General features: G+C 61.0%; 18 protein-coding genes. 9 read left to right on the plus strand and 9 right to left on the minus strand.

What is annotated here, in order from left to right; all coding sequences use genetic code 11:
- Positions 1 to 380: 380 nt before the first annotated feature.
- The 3 genes from MU856_RS08670 to MU856_RS08680 are packed head-to-tail and all read right to left on the minus strand — an operon-like array spanning position 381 to position 1,484.
- Complete coding sequence (locus MU856_RS08670; protein ID WP_263588885.1) at positions 381 to 908, minus strand: GNAT family N-acetyltransferase; 528 nt, start codon at positions 906 to 908, stop codon at positions 381 to 383.
- Positions 905 to 1,183 carry a DUF1778 domain-containing protein gene (locus MU856_RS08675; RefSeq protein ID WP_263588886.1) on the minus strand — a complete coding sequence of 93 codons (279 nt, stop codon included), beginning with the start codon at positions 1,181 to 1,183 and terminating at the stop codon, positions 905 to 907. Before MU856_RS08675 ends, MU856_RS08670 begins: the two co-directional genes overlap by 4 nt.
- 55 nt (positions 1,184 to 1,238) lie before the next feature.
- Positions 1,239 to 1,484: a hypothetical protein gene (locus MU856_RS08680; RefSeq protein WP_263588887.1), complete on the minus strand. Its 246-nt coding sequence runs from the start codon at positions 1,482 to 1,484 to the stop codon at positions 1,239 to 1,241.
- Positions 1,485 to 1,673: 189 nt separating this feature from the next.
- On the opposite strand from MU856_RS08680, the gene MU856_RS08685 reads away from it, so the two are divergent.
- From MU856_RS08685 to MU856_RS08700, 4 genes are all read left to right on the plus strand, one after another.
- Positions 1,674 to 1,919, plus strand: coding sequence for a helix-turn-helix domain-containing protein (locus MU856_RS08685; RefSeq protein WP_263588888.1), 246 nt, complete (start codon positions 1,674 to 1,676; stop codon positions 1,917 to 1,919).
- Positions 1,920 to 2,252: 333 nt separating this feature from the next.
- The gene (locus MU856_RS08690) at positions 2,253 to 2,780 is read left to right on the plus strand and encodes an MbcA/ParS/Xre antitoxin family protein (protein WP_263588889.1); all 528 of its coding nucleotides are present in this window, start codon (positions 2,253 to 2,255) and stop codon (positions 2,778 to 2,780) included.
- Positions 2,777 to 3,448: an RES family NAD+ phosphorylase gene (locus MU856_RS08695; RefSeq protein WP_263588890.1), complete on the plus strand. Its 672-nt coding sequence runs from the start codon at positions 2,777 to 2,779 to the stop codon at positions 3,446 to 3,448. Before MU856_RS08690 ends, MU856_RS08695 begins: the two co-directional genes overlap by 4 nt.
- A 51-nt stretch (positions 3,449 to 3,499) precedes the next feature.
- Positions 3,500 to 3,643, plus strand: coding sequence for a hypothetical protein (locus MU856_RS08700; RefSeq protein WP_263588891.1), 144 nt, complete (start codon positions 3,500 to 3,502; stop codon positions 3,641 to 3,643).
- Positions 3,644 to 3,763: 120 nt separating this feature from the next.
- Here the strand turns inward: MU856_RS08700 and MU856_RS08705 are convergent, their stop codons facing one another.
- Positions 3,764 to 3,985 carry a response regulator gene (locus tag MU856_RS08705; protein ID WP_263588892.1) on the minus strand — a complete coding sequence of 74 codons (222 nt, stop codon included), beginning with the start codon at positions 3,983 to 3,985 and terminating at the stop codon, positions 3,764 to 3,766.
- Between the two features lie 26 nt (positions 3,986 to 4,011).
- On the opposite strand from MU856_RS08705, the gene MU856_RS08710 reads away from it, so the two are divergent.
- Positions 4,012 to 4,197: a hypothetical protein gene (locus MU856_RS08710; RefSeq protein WP_263588893.1), complete on the plus strand. Its 186-nt coding sequence runs from the start codon at positions 4,012 to 4,014 to the stop codon at positions 4,195 to 4,197.
- A 387-nt stretch (positions 4,198 to 4,584) separates the two neighbouring features.
- On the opposite strand, the gene MU856_RS08715 is transcribed toward MU856_RS08710, so the two are convergent.
- The 3 genes from MU856_RS08715 to MU856_RS08725 form a co-directional block, all read right to left on the minus strand.
- Entirely contained in the window at positions 4,585 to 4,896 is a 312-nt protein-coding gene (locus tag MU856_RS08715; protein WP_318153206.1) for a DUF6429 family protein, read from the minus strand.
- A gap of 72 nt (positions 4,897 to 4,968) precedes the next feature.
- Complete coding sequence (locus tag MU856_RS08720) at positions 4,969 to 5,370, minus strand: hypothetical protein (RefSeq protein WP_263588894.1); 402 nt, start codon at positions 5,368 to 5,370, stop codon at positions 4,969 to 4,971.
- The gene (locus tag MU856_RS08725; protein ID WP_263588895.1) at positions 5,367 to 6,722 is read right to left on the minus strand and encodes a sensor domain-containing diguanylate cyclase; all 1,356 of its coding nucleotides are present in this window, start codon (positions 6,720 to 6,722) and stop codon (positions 5,367 to 5,369) included. Before MU856_RS08725 ends, MU856_RS08720 begins: the two co-directional genes overlap by 4 nt.
- A 734-nt stretch (positions 6,723 to 7,456) precedes the next feature.
- On the opposite strand from MU856_RS08725, the gene MU856_RS08730 reads away from it, so the two are divergent.
- The 3 genes from MU856_RS08730 to MU856_RS08740 all read left to right on the plus strand — a co-directional run bounded on the left by MU856_RS08730 (position 7,457) and on the right by MU856_RS08740 (position 10,826).
- Positions 7,457 to 8,284, plus strand: coding sequence for a caspase family protein (locus tag MU856_RS08730; protein ID WP_263588896.1), 828 nt, complete (start codon positions 7,457 to 7,459; stop codon positions 8,282 to 8,284).
- Positions 8,285 to 8,485: 201 nt separating this feature from the next.
- Positions 8,486 to 9,370, plus strand: a complete 885-nt coding sequence (locus MU856_RS08735; protein ID WP_263588897.1) for a transporter — start codon at positions 8,486 to 8,488, stop codon at positions 9,368 to 9,370.
- A 28-nt stretch (positions 9,371 to 9,398) separates the two neighbouring features.
- Complete coding sequence (locus MU856_RS08740; RefSeq protein WP_263588898.1) at positions 9,399 to 10,826, plus strand: S8 family peptidase; 1,428 nt, start codon at positions 9,399 to 9,401, stop codon at positions 10,824 to 10,826.
- 57 nt (positions 10,827 to 10,883) lie between these two features.
- Here the strand turns inward: MU856_RS08740 and MU856_RS08745 are convergent, their stop codons facing one another.
- Together MU856_RS08745 and MU856_RS08750 are read right to left on the minus strand one after the other, a co-directional pair.
- Positions 10,884 to 11,936, minus strand: a complete 1,053-nt coding sequence (locus tag MU856_RS08745) for a PIN domain-containing protein (RefSeq protein ID WP_263588899.1) — start codon at positions 11,934 to 11,936, stop codon at positions 10,884 to 10,886.
- 90 nt (positions 11,937 to 12,026) lie between these two features.
- A complete protein-coding gene (locus MU856_RS08750; RefSeq protein ID WP_263588900.1) occupies positions 12,027 to 12,641 on the minus strand; it encodes a toxin-activating lysine-acyltransferase in 615 nt (204 codons plus the stop codon).
- Between the two features lie 600 nt (positions 12,642 to 13,241).
- On the opposite strand from MU856_RS08750, the gene MU856_RS08755 reads away from it, so the two are divergent.
- Entirely contained in the window at positions 13,242 to 13,868 is a 627-nt protein-coding gene (locus MU856_RS08755) for a hypothetical protein (protein WP_263588901.1), read from the plus strand.
- The last annotated feature ends 1,444 nt before the right edge of the window (positions 13,869 to 15,312 follow it).

Raw genomic sequence — 15,312 nt, forward strand, 5'->3', positions numbered from 1 at the left:
CATCGGCTTGAACAGCCGGTTGGCCTGATACAGCAAAGAGAAGTTGACTGATGCGATCGAGCCTCGCGCGGGCGAGCGGCAGACGGCGCTAGAACCGGAGCGCGCGCCAAAGATCGCGCACCAGGCCGAGCAAGCCGCGCCGAAGGGCGGGCGCGGGATGGAACTGGGGTGAGTTGCGGTCAAACGCCCAATCGGCGGTGAATCGCCAAATCAGCTCCGGGTCCACGCCCCAAGGTTCATAGTCGATGGTTTCGGTGTAATAACCGCGTTGATCGGGTCGAAGCTGGCCGGGAGCGCGTTCCCCAATAGCGCCGTAGCGAGCGGCCAGTTTGCGCGCCCCGCCCCGGATTCAGGGGTGGGGTGCGATTGGCATCCGGCGGCTAGATCAGCTTTCTGGCTTGCAGTCCGCCCGCGAACAATTGCAACGGCATGACCAGCGTGAGCGGCTTGTCCTGTAGCGGCTCCGCGCCATAGCTCGCATACCACTCGGCGGCGCGTTCGTTCTTGGCGTCGATGATGAGCAGACGGCCACCAGCCTGCTCGGCTATTCGCAGGCAGCGCAGAGCGGCCGAAACGAGAAGCTGGCCGCCCAATCCTTGACCGGCCACAGCAATGTCGGTGGCGATCCGCGCCAGCCTGAAACCCGCAATTTCATGCTGGGCCAGGCCCTTGGTCATCCGGGTGGGCACGTCCTCATGGGCCACCGCAGACGGGGTGATCGTGTAGAAACCAAGCACCCGATTGGGGGCGCTGGCATCGATCGCACAAAAGGTCTTGGATGCGTTCTGTTCGTGGCTCTGGCGTGCGTAGCGCCGCAGAAAATCGTTCATCGCCATGTCGCCGCAGTCGAAAGTGTGGCAATCGTGGGCTTTTGCTATGGCCTCCTCGCGCCAATCCGGCAGCGTCATAGGTTGGCGGGCAGTGCTGCCATAGCCGCTTTCAGACGCGCATTGGGCTTGGGCGGATTTTCCAGCAGATCAAGCACGCGCGCATAGTCGCGCGCCGAAACTCGGACCGCTTCGGCCGCCTCGATCACCGCTTCCGCCTCGCGCAGCGCGGTTTGCATCACAAAGTTTGTCAGGTCCGTGTTGCGCAGGGCGGCCGCGCGCACGAGCTTGGCCTTGGCCTCGGCCGAAACCCTGAGGTTCATGCGTTTGTTGTCGTCGATAGCCGCGCGGGGCATGGTCAATTCGTCCTTTGTGTACTTATTGAAGATGTACGATAGTCGCGCAGAAAATTCAAGCTCGCGGAGCGCCGCAGACGCGATGCTCGCCCAGATGGTCGAAGCGGACCAGCTCGCGGCGGCCGTCAGGATATTCCTTCACGACCAGGCCGGGGGGCGTGTCGCGCTCGCCATAATAGATCGGCCGCCCTGCCGCGAGATGCGACCGTGCGGCTTCGCCATCATCATGGCGCGCGGCCGCCTCGATGATCGGCCAGAGGTCCGCGCCGGTGGAAGCGGATCGTTTCAGTCGGGTTGCCATGAGCCTGTTATCGCATGCCGATGGCCGATCTTCAGCCCCGTGCGCGCCAGGATCGACTGCCAAGGGCGCTGTTCAAGTGACGTGGCGCTATCCTCATTTCCGTTTCAGCACCCTATGGCGTATCGGAGTCGGCAACATTGCCCGTCACGCAGCTCGGCCATAGGTCGTTTTCCCGGTGCAGGTTCAAGAATGGCGCGATACATCTTCCCGGACAAAGTGGCGTCGCCCTTGGCCAAACAATTCGGGGATCGGCTGCGCGAGCGGCGGCTGGCTCTCGCCATGTCCCAATGCGAGCTGGGCGAACGAAGCGGAGTCGCCGTATCCCTGATTATTCATATCGAGCGTGGGGAGGCCAATCCGACGTTGTCCATGATGGGCAACCTGTCGGCGGCAGTGGATTGCTACATCATGGAATTGTTTTCGGCTGAAACGTAGCCCTTGCGATGTCACCAGCCTATCGGACCCGGCCGCTCGCAGCGACCGTAGGCGGACTGCGAATATAAGCCCAGATCCCTTCCTCGGCCAGATCGGGGTTGGCATAGCGAAACACCAATGCGCAGCCCGTGAGGACCAGCAGGCCTGCGGCAGCCCAGTCTCCGAGCGTAAACGGCTCTTTCACATCACCCTGCATTCGCTCGCGGATAGCAGGCAGGGGCGACGGAAGCCTTTTCGAAGAGAGTGAACGAACCCGCATCTGGATCGGAGAACAGCGCCGGGTTGCATTTTGTCCAAATTTGGACTATATCCCGATCCAGTCAGGAGAAGAGCATGGCGATCGACGCGATCGGGAGCAGTGGCCCCACAGCGGACATTCCGCCCCGCCTGGATTTGTCGCGCTTCGCGCCGGCCAACCGCCGGCGATTGAGCGCGCCGGCCATGCGGACCTTCGTCGCGGTCGCCGACCTGTGGGGCCTGAACGAGGAACAGCGCCGCCTGATCCTCGGCTACCCTTCGCGATCGACCTATCACAACTGGTGCAAACAGGCGCGCGAACATGGGGCGATCACGCTCGATGTCGATGTGCTGACCCGGATCTCGGCGCTGTTCGGCATCCACCAGGCGCTGGGCGTGCTGTTCGCCGACGAACACGAAGGCGTCGAATGGCTGCGGCATCCGCACGGCGCACCGATATTCGGCGGCCATCCGCCGATCGATCTGGTGACGAGCGGCACGCAGGATGGTTTGATGACCGTGCGGCGCTTCCTCGATAGCGCGCGTGGCGGCATCTACATGGCGCCGAACGCCGCCGATGACGGGTTTTCTCCCTATAGCGACAGCGAGATCGTTTTCGGGTGACCGACAGCTATGTTCCCGCGCCTCGCCCGGCCTTCCGGCTGGTGCCGTCGCGTTTCCCTCCGGTCGGTCTTTTCGACACGGTGGCGACGGCGGCCGACGCGGCTGCCGTGATGGAACTTGCAGGCTGGACCAACGACCGTCTGGTGGCCGAACGCATCGACCGTTTGCCGCAGGACCAATGGGTTTACGGCCGGGCCAATGCGAGTATCGTCATGGCGTCGTTTCTCCACGTCGCGCCCGGCGGCATGCGGTTCAACGGCGCCGATCTCGGGGCATGGTACGCCTCCGCCTCGATCGTCACCGCTGCGGCCGAGGTTGGCCATCATCTGCGGCGTGAAGCCGCGGCGCGATCGGTCGGGACCATGCGGCGAACCTATCGCACCTACAGCGCCACCTTGACCGGCGACTTTCTCGATATCTGCGGCAAACAGACCGCCTATCCCGATGCCTATACCCCGGGGAGCTATGACGGGGCGCAGGCGCTCGGCGAGCGGGTTCGCGCGTCCGCCGCAGCCGGCATCGCCTATGATAGTCTGCGCCATCGTGGCGGCAGGAACGTGGTCGGCTATCGGCCTGCTGGAATCACCGATGTCGTCCAGACAGACCATTTCGAGATCGGCGTCGAAGCAGCGTCCCGGCGGATCGACGTTCGCAGGCTGAGCGCTTGATCGCCACCAGCCGTCATCAACTCTGGGAAGGCAAACCTGACGTTGGGTATCATGGTCAATCGGCCCCACGTCGCCGGCGTCCATGTCTCGGGCGTGCTGGTTCCCGGCCTGCGCGCCATCTCGGAGGAACCGGAGTATCTCCATGTCCGCACCGCGCATAGCGAGCCAGGCTTTCTATCGTCGCGTGACTCGTAGTGGATCGATCGATGCGGGCCGGCTGATGACTTCGCTCGGGCGATAGGGCTTCGCGATAAAGGCGGCGTCGGTGGGCATCACCGCCGCATCGGGCCGAACTCGCCCGGACGTTATCAGCACTCATATGTGCGGCCAGCGGGTCTTGATCTCGGCGGCCAGCGAGAGGCCGTTTGTCTCGCCCGGCATCTCGATGTCCGTGAAAACCGCCGTGATATCGTTGCCTCGCTCCAGGATCGCAATCGCCTCCAGAGCATTGCCGGCCTCGAACACGCGGTAGCCGGAATCGATGAATCTGTCGGCGGCCATCTTGCGAAGCTGGGGTTCGCCCTCGACGATCAACACCACCCTGCCCCGCCGCGCGGCCGTCCGTGTCAGTATCCCCATATCGCTTCGACTCCCTGACCCTGCGCGTTTCGGTTCTGCCGCGGGTCGATCAGGCGGTGCGCGAAGCCGCGCAGGATGCGGGCCCCAGATCCCGGGACCAGACCTTCGTCGCGGACAGTTTCGTCGGTGACGACTGCATGGGCACCGGGAAGACGGGCGAACTCCCCTGACCGGAATCTTCCCTCGGCAATCGAGTGGTTTGCGCGCGTCCTGCTCTCATTCAGAATGGACTCCTCTTGCGCGCGACCGGACCCAAAAAGGTGTAGCTGGCGGCACGTCTCTCGTTGGAGACGTGCCGGCCACTAGAACCGGGTGTTGCAAACCTGAAGCAAGTCAGGCGCGGACGCCTTTAGCCGGGTGGCCTGGACATACGCGTCCGCCACCCGGTCGATAAGCTCGACCAGCCCTTGCTTCAGGAGGTTTGCACGCCTCCACCCACGTCTCCGCAGGCGGTGGCATGGTAGGCCGAAGTCGTTAAGAAAAGCAACCTAGCGCAGCCACGCCGGCTGCGCCGCGGGGGATGCACGCACGATATTTTGGCGCTCCGAAAGGAACCGTCACCCGGATCTGGTGAAAAGCCGACGAAAGAGCTCTTCGCTTCGCCTCCGACCGTCCAGCGTCAACACCACTGATTTCGATCGGTTCACCGGATCAAGGATCAGGCCCTGGTCAGCGAGGCGATCGAGTGCGTCCAGGTCGAACGACTTCCAGGCGCGCTCCGTGCCTGAAGGCCGATGCGGGTCATGCAGCGTCAGAAACATGAGGGCGAGTACCGCGTCATCGATGCGGTTCGTGGCGATCTGCCCGTCTGCCATGCCGCCTCTCCCGATGGTCGGCGGCATATTACCACACGAGACGCTGGCGATCATTGCCCCGCGATCAGACCTTCAGGCCAGGCGGACCAAAACGGGTCCGGCGGCAAACGCCCCCTCTCCGCGCGCTCACGGCGCTTGCTTGTCGCCGAGTGCCTGCCCTACGTCACGGAGCATCGCGGCCCAATATCCCAGGATCAGGCCTTCGGCGGCGGAACTTTCCGCGGTCGTGGCGGCATAGACCCCGAGGATGCCCGAGATTTCTTCTACCGACGCAATCTTCTCCCGGCCCAGCACGGTGCAGAGGACGGCCAGCATGCCGCCGATCGCGCGCACCATCGTCGGATCGGCCGCGACCGCGGCTTGCCGTAGAAGCTCGCTGCCGGGCGCGGCGGGCTCCACGCCGCCAAGCGCATCGAGCGCCTGTTGCAGGTACGCGGCCGGGCTCGCTTCACCGGCCTCGTCGAGTATCGACAACGCCACGCGCATGAGGCCCGCCGCGCGCGCCAGCGGCGAGGGAGCGTCCGTCATGCCGACCCCTTGCCGGTTGTGGGGCCGGTTGCAGGCGCCCCCGCCCTGGGGGCGATCCGGATCTGATTGCGGCCGCCTTCCTTCGCGGCATAGAGCGCTTCATCGGCCGCCTTCAGCGCTGCGCGCGGGTCGGGAAAATCGAACACGTCGGCGATGCCGGCCGAAAAAGTAATCTGGCCCAAAGGCTCGTCGGTCTTGCGGTTCACCAGGCGACGGTCGGCCATCTGCTCGCGCAGCTCGTCGAGCTTCCTGTGGGCTTGCGCCAGGCTGACGGCGCGGAACAGCATCACGAACTCTTCCCCGCCATGCCGGGCGATATGGCAATTGTCGTTCGAGATGGTGGCGAGCATTTCCGCGATCAGGCGGATGACACGGTCGCCGGCATCGTGGCCGTGGGTGTCGTTGATACGCTTGAAATGATCGATATCGCAGAAGGCGACGGTGAGGGGATCGAACGACGCCCGCGCCTCGCGGAACTCGCGCTCGAGCACCGCCTCGAACGCGCGGCGATTGGGCAGCCCGGTCAGATGATCGACCTCGGCGTCGCGCTTCGCCTTTTCGAGGCTGCGGCGCAGCGACCTGGCCTCGTCCTCGCTGCGCCGCATGTCGGCCTCGAGCGTGCGGGTGCGTTCGAGCATGGCTTTTGCGAGATCGGCGAGGCTCGAGATGATGTGGCCGGTCTCCTGGACCTGAACCAATTCGGCGACGTGCTGTTCCAGATCGTCGCCGTAGATCGACGTCGCGCTCCGCGCGGCCGAGGTGTTTCTCGAGAAGGTCTCGAGCGTCGATTCCAGCTTCGCCATGAGCTGCTGGATGCCGTCGTGCTTGTCGGTGGCTTCGTCTGCCGCCGTGGTTTCATCGAGCCATGCCTGGGTGATGTCGAGGCCGGCGGTGACGCGCTGCGCGATCTTGCGCGCGAGGGCCGGATTCGAACCGGAAAAGGCGCCGTGGGCGATAACCAGGTTACCCGGTGTCACATCCAGTTCGTAGGAGAGCAGGAAAGCGGCGATCTCATCAAGGAGATGCTGGCGGGCCTGCTGGAATACACCGCCGCGACCCTTGCCGATCGCGGAAGCCGCCTTGCCAGTGCCGCGGTCGGACCCGCGCGAGCCGCGAAAGCCGAGCCAGCCCAGGATCGAGCCCGAAGAATTGTCGGAACCGCTCACTTTCCCCCCTTGAAACGCTGCGCGGGTCGCTGCGCCCCCTGCGCACCATCCGCGATTGAACACCGCTCGTTCCCGTCGCCGGCATCGCCTGCGGCAGGTCACAAATCGGAGACGGCCGGTCGCTGAACCGGCGGTACAGACCTGGAGCATGGAAGGTGCGAGCGCGCGCAGCCGGACAAGCGGCACGCGATGTCCACCACCCGGCCGATACGCTCGGCGAGCCCTTGCTTCAGGAGGTTTGCACGCCTCCGCCTGCTGTTTTTGCAGGCGCAACGATTGTAGGGTGGAACGCCTGCGAAATGCAATAAATCATCGCAGGTCAGTCTCTTGAACAGCTCTCATAACGGCGAATTCGTTTCTACCGAGGCATTTGCACCACGAACGAAAAGCCAAGTAAAAATCCTTACCATCGTCAAATTCCTGCGCCGTGCAGCCACAACCAAGGCAGGCTGCTTGAACTGTTGACCACGGCGACGGCCTTTTTTTGCGCGCGATGCCGCAAGCCCCTCCCCCCGTCCGACAACACCATGGCCGTGGCACAGACGCAGGGGGAAGCGCGCTACCAGGGCCCAGCCGAGGCTTTGGCGCGAAACCGGGAGACGGAAGCGCATTTTGCCAATGATCTGCACGGTGGGAAACGCTGATAGTCTTCCCCAAACCAGTCGCACGGAGATCGTTTTTCGCAGATTCTCGCACCTGTGATGGATATTCGCAGCCGGTGAACGGGATTCGCGGGTCGCCTCGACCTCGCTGAGAGTTTTCCGCGACGGATCGAAGCGATGACAGGCGGCAGGGATGACAGGCGGCAGGAATGATTACGCCGCCCTCAACCCAAATAAGAACCAGTCTGAATGCAATACGCGCAGCGCGCGATTTGCCGTGTATGATGGATTGCAAACTATACGAGAGGAGTCGGGCTAATGGCGAACGGGTATTCTCTCCATATCGGGCTCAATAGCGTTGATCCCAACCACTACGACGGCTGGAGCGGGCCTCTTGTTGCTTGCGAAGCCGATGCGGCTGCCATGCGCAAGATCTGCCAGGGACGCGGTTTCCAGCCCAAGGTTTTGCTGACGGCGCTAGCGACCCGCCCGGCCGTCCTTGATCATCTGTCAGATCTGGCGACAAGCATGATCGCCGGCGACACCCTCATCGTGAGCTATTCCGGGCATGGCGGACAGCTTCCCGACCGCAATGGCGACGAAGACGACGGCCTCGACGAGACCTGGTGTCTTTTCGACGGCCAACTGCTCGATGACGAGCTGTATCGAGCCTGGGCGAATTTCAAGCCGGGCGTGCGGATCGCGGTCTTCTCAGACAGCTGTCACAGCGGGACCGTCATCAAGGAACTCGCGTTGGCCCATCACGTCATCTCGCGTCCGCTGGGGGCTCTCGATCCATCGGCCGGCTACCGCATCATGCCGCCGGAAATCCAGTACCGGACCTATGAGGCAAACCGCGAATTCTACGACGACCTGCTGCAGAAGCCCGCGCCGCCTCCAGAGCCCGCCTGCACGGTCCTGCTTGTCTCGGGCTGCCAGGACAACCAGCTTTCGCAGGATGGCGCGTTCAACGGGAAATTCACGGGCGCACTGATCAGCACCTGGGCGAACGGGAAGTTCAAGGGCACCTATGCGGAGTTCACCAAGGCGATCCGCAAGCGCCTGCCTTCTTCGCAATCGCCGAATTACCTGCCCGTCGGCGTGGCCAATCCGCAGTTCACGGACGGTGAGGTCTTCTCGGTTTGACATTCCGAGCGCCTCACCTTTTGCCTGGATTGGCGATGGCCATGCTCCTCGCCGCCAACGGCGCGGCGAACGCGGCGCCCGATCAGAACACCGACAGCCGCATAACTCGCGCCGAAACCAACCGCGACCGGCGGGAAGCAGCCCGCGAGCGCGCGACAATCATCCGACCGTGCCAACGCGCACGCAACAATGGGGGGAAACATGAAGACACTTTGGAAAGCAGGCCTGACGACGGGCCTGCTCACGATTGCCGCAGGCGCGCAGGCCCAGACAAGTCCGGACGTCGGGGTCAATCGGGCGGAGGCGCGGCTGGAGCGGGTCGAACGCCCTGAGCGCCCGGCGATGCGCGCCGCACCGGGCGAACCCGAGCGGTTTCCGTGGGAAGTCAGCGTCTCCGTGCCGTTCACCTACAACAGCAATGTCGCCAATGCGGAGACGAACAGGGATCAGGCGTTTCACGCCGATCCGACGATCACGATCGCCAAGAAATGGGCCATCGGCGGCGGCGCGCAGTTCTTCATCGAGGGCGATGTCGACAGCGACGCCTATACCGCGCACAACGAAAACGACAGTTCGACGCTGATGGGTCAGGCGGGTTTCCGCTTCGGCGATGCGACTACCGGCATCGCGCCCTATGTCCACTATACGGTGATGTCGCTCTACACGGGCCAGTTCGACAGCCACGACGTTACGATCCATCACTTCACCCTCGGCGCCAAGCGATCCTGGGCTGCGGGCGATCACGCCCGCGTGGCGCTGGACGCCAATGTGCTGCGACGCGAGGCAAGCGTGAACACGGTCGAACTCAATCGCGGGACAGCCACTCTCACCTACTCGGCCGACATCAACGAGACGACGAGCTGGTCGCTGAGCGCCCGCGGGCAATATTCGCACTATACCGGCGGCACATCGAAGGGGCGCGACGACGTTCTGCTGCGGGTTCTCGGCGGGGTCAGCTTCGCCCTCAGCGAAAACCTCGCCCTCGACCTGCAAGCCAATTTCCAGCGCAACTGGTCCGACCGCGCGGGCAAGGACTATTCGGTTTGGGATGTTGGGCCGACCGTGACATTGTCGACGCACTTCTAATCCAAGGTTCCAGTCAGGAGAGATCGTCATGCCGACATCGGAAGTCGTGGTGGTATTCGCCGATGACACCACTGCACACGCAGCCCGGACCACCAAAAGCCTGCTGTCCGATGCACCCGGTGATGACGGCCTCTCCAGTCTGCTCGGGGAATTCGGGGTGGTTCTCGCGCCTATGTTCGACAGCCCCGGTGACAGGGGAGCACCGCATGCCCTCGATGGCGGCGCTGCGGCTCAGGCAGCGCCCGACCCCGAAGAAACCGAAATGGCGCGCTACTTCCACGCCGAGGTGCCCGACGACAAGGTCGATGCCTTCGTCGCGCGAATGCGGGAGCAGGCTGCCGTCGAGAAAGTCTATGTAAAACCCCCCACCTTCAACCCCATCGCCCCTTTTGACGAAGCGGTGGCGGCCCCCGCGATTCAAGCGGTCGCGCCTCCCGGCGGCACAATCCCCCGCTTCGACCAGTTCCAGACCTACCTCGCCGCAGCACCGGGCGGGATTGGTGCCATCGACGCCTGGAACCTCCCGGGCGGAAGAGGCGCGAACGTCAGCATTATCGACATTGAGGGCGCCTGGCAGTTCACTCATGTCGATCTTGAGGACAATGGCGGTCTCGCTGGCGGCACAGCGATCGACGAGGTGGATTGGCGTAATCACGGAACCGCCGTGCTAGGGGAAGTGATCGCAAGGCATAACGGCCAGGGTGCCATGGGCATCGCACCCGATGCGCGGATGGCGGCCGTCTCGCACAATGGCATCGGCTCGGCAGCGGCGATCGACATGGCGTCCGCGCAACTCGAACCTGGCGACATCCTGCTTCTCGAAATGCATCGGCCAGGCCCGCGCTTCGATTTCACCCAGCGCGACGATCAGCGCGGCTATATCGCAGTGGAATGGTGGCGCGATGATTTCCTGGCGATCCGCCGCGCGATCAAACGCGGCATCATCGTCGTCGAAGCCGCCGGCAACGGTGCGGAAGATCTCGACGATCCGCTATACGACACGCCGGCCGCGGATTTTACAGCCGATTGGCGAAATCCGTTTCGCGGCGAGGTGGATTCAGGCGCGATCATCGTTGGTGCTGGTGCACCGGTATCCGGTCACTATGGACTTGCCCGATCACGGCTCGGATTCTCCAACCATGGTAAACGGGTCGATTGTCAGGGCTGGGGCCGCGAGGTCACGACGACCGGCTATGGTGACCTCTATGCAGGCCAGGGCGAGGACGAGTGGTTTACCGTCAGCTTCAGCGGCACCTCGAGCGCCTCGCCGATCGTCACCGGTGCAGTGGCGGTCCTCCAGGGCATCGCCAAGGCGCGTGGCCGAACGCTCACGCCGAATAATGTCCGCGCTGGCCTGCGATCGACAGGAACGCCGCAGCAGGCGGCCCCCTCGGCGCCGCTCGCCCAGCGCATCGGCAACCAACCCGATATCGCCGCCATGATCGCCGCGCTGTAGGCCTGATTTCGTGGACGAGCGCGGACCAAAGGCGGCAAGGGATGCCGCTCGCGCTCCTCAATTATAGTAATCGGGCGGATAAAGCGTCACATACTGGAAATCGGCGTTGCGAAAGCGCAGCGCCTCTATCTCGTCAGGTTTGCCCTTCTGGTTGACCGTGATGCTCATGGCAATATCGATCGAAAGCTCTACCTCGGTATCGCCGCTCACGTCATCGAAGGGGATGAGAACCTTGTCCTCGGAATCGTACATCGCCTCGTCCCAATTGGGATGGGTATAGGAGATGGTGGCGCGCACCTCGGCCGAAGTGACCGCGAGGATCGAGCCCCCCTTCTCAATCGCCTTGAAGGCGGTGACCTTACCCAGCTCGATTCCGTTGACGACGATCTCGTCGATTTCCGCGTCCACCACATCATCGCTTTGCAGGCCCCAACTGGTCATCTCCTGATTGACGAGATCGGTCACGCAAACCTCCTGCGTTTCGAGGAAGGCATCGACCTCCGGCGCCGCCATCTCGAGACCGAGCGCAGCGAATAGGTCGGGCAGCGATTTGACCAGCGTGATGTGCTTGGTGTCCTCCACCGGCCCCGTAAAATCGCCGTCGGCCGAGACGATGATGACGGGCTGCTTCTTCGACGCGACCGTTTTCAAGCACTCGAACGTGAATGCATCGGGGAACTGATCCTTCTTCCCCTCCCCGGAAAAGAACCCCTTCCCCTGCGCATATGCATCGAACACATCCGATGCCTTCACGTCGTCGATCGCCAGCTCTTGCGCGCCGAGTGAGACGAACATTGCGGCGGTCGCGGCATCGTAGCGCTCTTTCAGACGGCCCCGTAGTTCGGGGCGCTTGAGCGCGGGCAAGCCGACGCCGGTCACCTCTTCGACAACCTTGCGGAAATGGGGCTGGCAGATCTCGCGGATGAGATCGAAGTCGTTCTGTGCGTGCTTTTTGGCGACCTCGGTGATGGTTAGGTCGGTCGTCAGCACGCGGACGAGGCCTGCTTCCACCAGATCCTTGACTCGGTCGATCTCCGGGCCGCCGGGCGGCTTGCCCGCGGCGATGACCACGTTTGCATCGAGAAAGACCAGGGGGACAAGCTTGCTCATGCGCTATGAAAAGCCTGTGCACGCATCGTTGTCTAGTCGCGGGGTGAGCCGGACCGTCTCACTGGGCGGCCCGGCTCGATGGGCAGAGCGTCAGTTGACGGTCGCGCTTTCCGGGACTGCCGCCTCGGTCGTCGGGGCGATCTTCTCGGCACCCATCTTCGCCAGGGTTTCGGCATCGACGAGGCGCGTGATGATCGGATGGAGGCGCAGGCTGCCCTCCTTCACGACCTGCTTGAAATTGGCGATCACGTTGGCCGTTGTCCTCTGATCGGGCGCCACGACGTCGAGGAGCCAGTTGATGTCGCCGGAATTCCAATCCTCGGCCTTGAGCCGGACCGGGAAGGTGCCAGCCTGGATCTGCTCGCGGATGCGCACGTCCGCGTCCGCGTTGACGCTCGCCCAGATCGCCAGGCCCGCCATGTCGGCCAGCGGTCCCGCCTTGTCACCACCCGGATAGGCGATCGCCACCCGGTCGCGCATCAGCGGCTCAAGCACGAGATGCTGGAGGTCCGCCAGCGTCTGGTTGCGGTAGCGTGGCAACATCATCATCGCCATGACAACCTTGCCGAAGCTTTCCCGGATATGGGTCCGCACGGCCGTAATCTTCGCCGCAATCTCGGGATCAATCCCTTGACCTTGAACAGATTCCGCCCCGGAAGAGCTGGCTTCCAAACCCTTTGCCGCACCGTTAGATTTCTTGACCACTATATGTCCCCTTGATCGCGTTCTCTGCCGTGCCAACTATGTGCAAAATTTGCAGGGAATTTGGATACTCAACTTGCGATCTCCAGATCACCCTGCCCGCTCTTGCCATGCCATTGCGGCATCTCATGTATTTACCAGATACATTCAATTTGAATGTAGTTTAATCTATGTATCGACTGCGACTATCACGAGGTATCGCCTCGAAAACTCACGTCCATCCGACTCAAACCTAGAGCCACCCTCACCCCTATTAATTCAAGTACCGCTTTCCACCATCCGGATCGACAAATTTCTATTGCATACTTACAGTGCTGTGGCATCTAGGCAAGTGTGAAGAGGGGTTCCTGGGGCCATGATATTCCATTCTGCATGCGATCGTATAACCCCGAGGCTCGGGCGCCTGGGAGTGTCGAGCGTGGGAAGACGAGGACAGCAGACCGCAGATCAGCTGTCGCCTGGCGTCAGCCGAATTGACGGTGCCAGCATCCTCATCGCCAAGACGGGTTGCTCGCTTAGCGAAGGCTTTGTTGCGAATGGACGCACATCGAAGAGGGCGGCGGCGTGAACGCCGGGTTTTCCGGAGCGCGATTGCGAAGAATCGTGAACATGGCGCTAGTTTCAAGCACCATGATGCTAAGCGCATGTGGAGACGTATACCCCTCGGAGGGTGATGGCTTCTGCAAGCCAGAAAACAGGCGTATTCCCGAAAATGAGATGAAGGCGCGATTGTTGCTGAGCATTCACAAGCAACACCAGTCAGGCACCCTCAGCACCGGCTACCCGTATGGCCACGGCCAAGTTGTGCATGGGTTACCAGATTATCTCGAAGCCTACCTCATTCAGCAACTGCCCGCATCTGCCCCAGATACGTCAATCCGCGCTACTCTACAGACATTTGTCGAAGCTAACCCGTTGTGCTGTCAAATCACCACCGTGGATGCGGCGCTCGTTAACGACAAGGGCGGAGAGAACAGAAGCGACAACCCGTATTATAATGTTAATTTTCCCGGAAGACCCTTGGGGGAATTAAGCAAACACCCAGATGGTGAAACATATTTCGCAAATTTTTATGTCTTAAATAAGTTACAAAATGGAAAGTTGGAATTTTCTAATCTCTCAGAGGATGGTAATCTACTTTCCAATGGAACAATTGGGCCAAATGTTCGTAATAGTGTGCATGTACGATCCGCCGCTTACAGTTGCGGATTTTCTGATGTTAACTATTAATACACACAAGGTTTAGGGGTTTTCGATGTCGGAAGATGTCTCGGGCAATGATGTCAATGACCGGATTATTCGACTGTTCCTTTATGGGAAAGAGCTTGGTCTGACAGGTCCGGCAAATGAAGCGCTTATTCGCCCTGACGACGCAGTCACCACGATTGACGTTACAGCGCTCGATTACAAAAATGGCCCTGGTCGATTTGCAAATCCCGAGCTGTTTGAGGTGGTTCGTAGATTTTTCAACGATTCATCTGCAAATCAGGAAAATTACCAAGCGGATAACAGCCGATTTTTGAGTGCCTTAATCGGAAAGCCGCTGCTGAATGGGGAGTACCACTTCACCTTGAAGGAATTGGCGGGAGATTCTATAACAAAAACGCCCGGAATTTTCGGAATAGGCAGTGATAAGCTTTCGTTTAATCAAGCGTATTTTAAGAGCGATGGCGAGTCGGACGATCACTATTTTCAGAGAGTGTTTATTTGGGGAACATCAGCTTTTCACATCAACGAAGATGCGGAATTTATATACAATCCAGTCACTGGCACAAAGAGGATTGAAAACTTCTCAATTGATCCCAATGTTAAATCCGTAGATGGTCAGAATATTGGGGAAGATTTTGATTTCAATGGTGGGGGATTTACTAATCTTTTTCGCCCTATAGCGCAACCTTTGACCGATCCATTTGGCATAGGACGCAAAGTTAACATTATCTTCACCGAGCCAGACGGCGTTGGCGGGCCTTATGTATACAATGATTGGGAATACGAAGCACAGCTAACCGACGAATCGCGAATAGCTGCGCGTAAATCTATATCCGGAAAAGATAACGCCTACCTGACAGCCTCGAGTGGCGTCGTTAACGGCGATATGCTTTCAGTTGGTAGCTTGCCATCTGGGGCCGGCGATAAGCCAGTTGCGACAGCGCTGCTGGGAGAAAGCTATGTGGATTACTTCCGTCGGCTTTACGGCGAAGACGTTATTGCTAGCAGGGAAGATGGATACGATCTCTATTTAGGCACTAACCAGGATGACGGACCGATCGCCAGTCTTGGTCGCTATCTGGCCGATTTGAAGAGAACTCTTGCCGGCGGCACACACGATGAGTCGGCAGTGTTGTGGCGCCTTGGCGTCCCTTTCAATAACGCGCTGGCGGAGCCAAACACACAGTCCGAGGCAATTATTGCGGCATTTGGTGCTGAAATCATTCGCGCCTGGAGTGATAAAAATTACCTCAAGTTGACTACATTGATCGCCGGCGCTGTCACGACCGGTGGAATTGGATCTGTATTAAAGTCAGTTCTCGGAACTCCTCACCTCGATTTTGTCAATGAAACCCATCAAGCGGCAGAGAAGGGAGCGATCATATTTGCCGGAGCAGGCGATGACTGGGCTTTCGGTGATCTGCTTAAGGACAACAGGATATTTGGCGGGTCTGGTGGAGACCTG

It is taken from the genome of Sphingopyxis sp. GC21 (genome assembly GCF_025727575.1).
Lineage (GTDB): Bacteria > Pseudomonadota > Alphaproteobacteria > Sphingomonadales > Sphingomonadaceae > Sphingopyxis > Sphingopyxis terrae_A.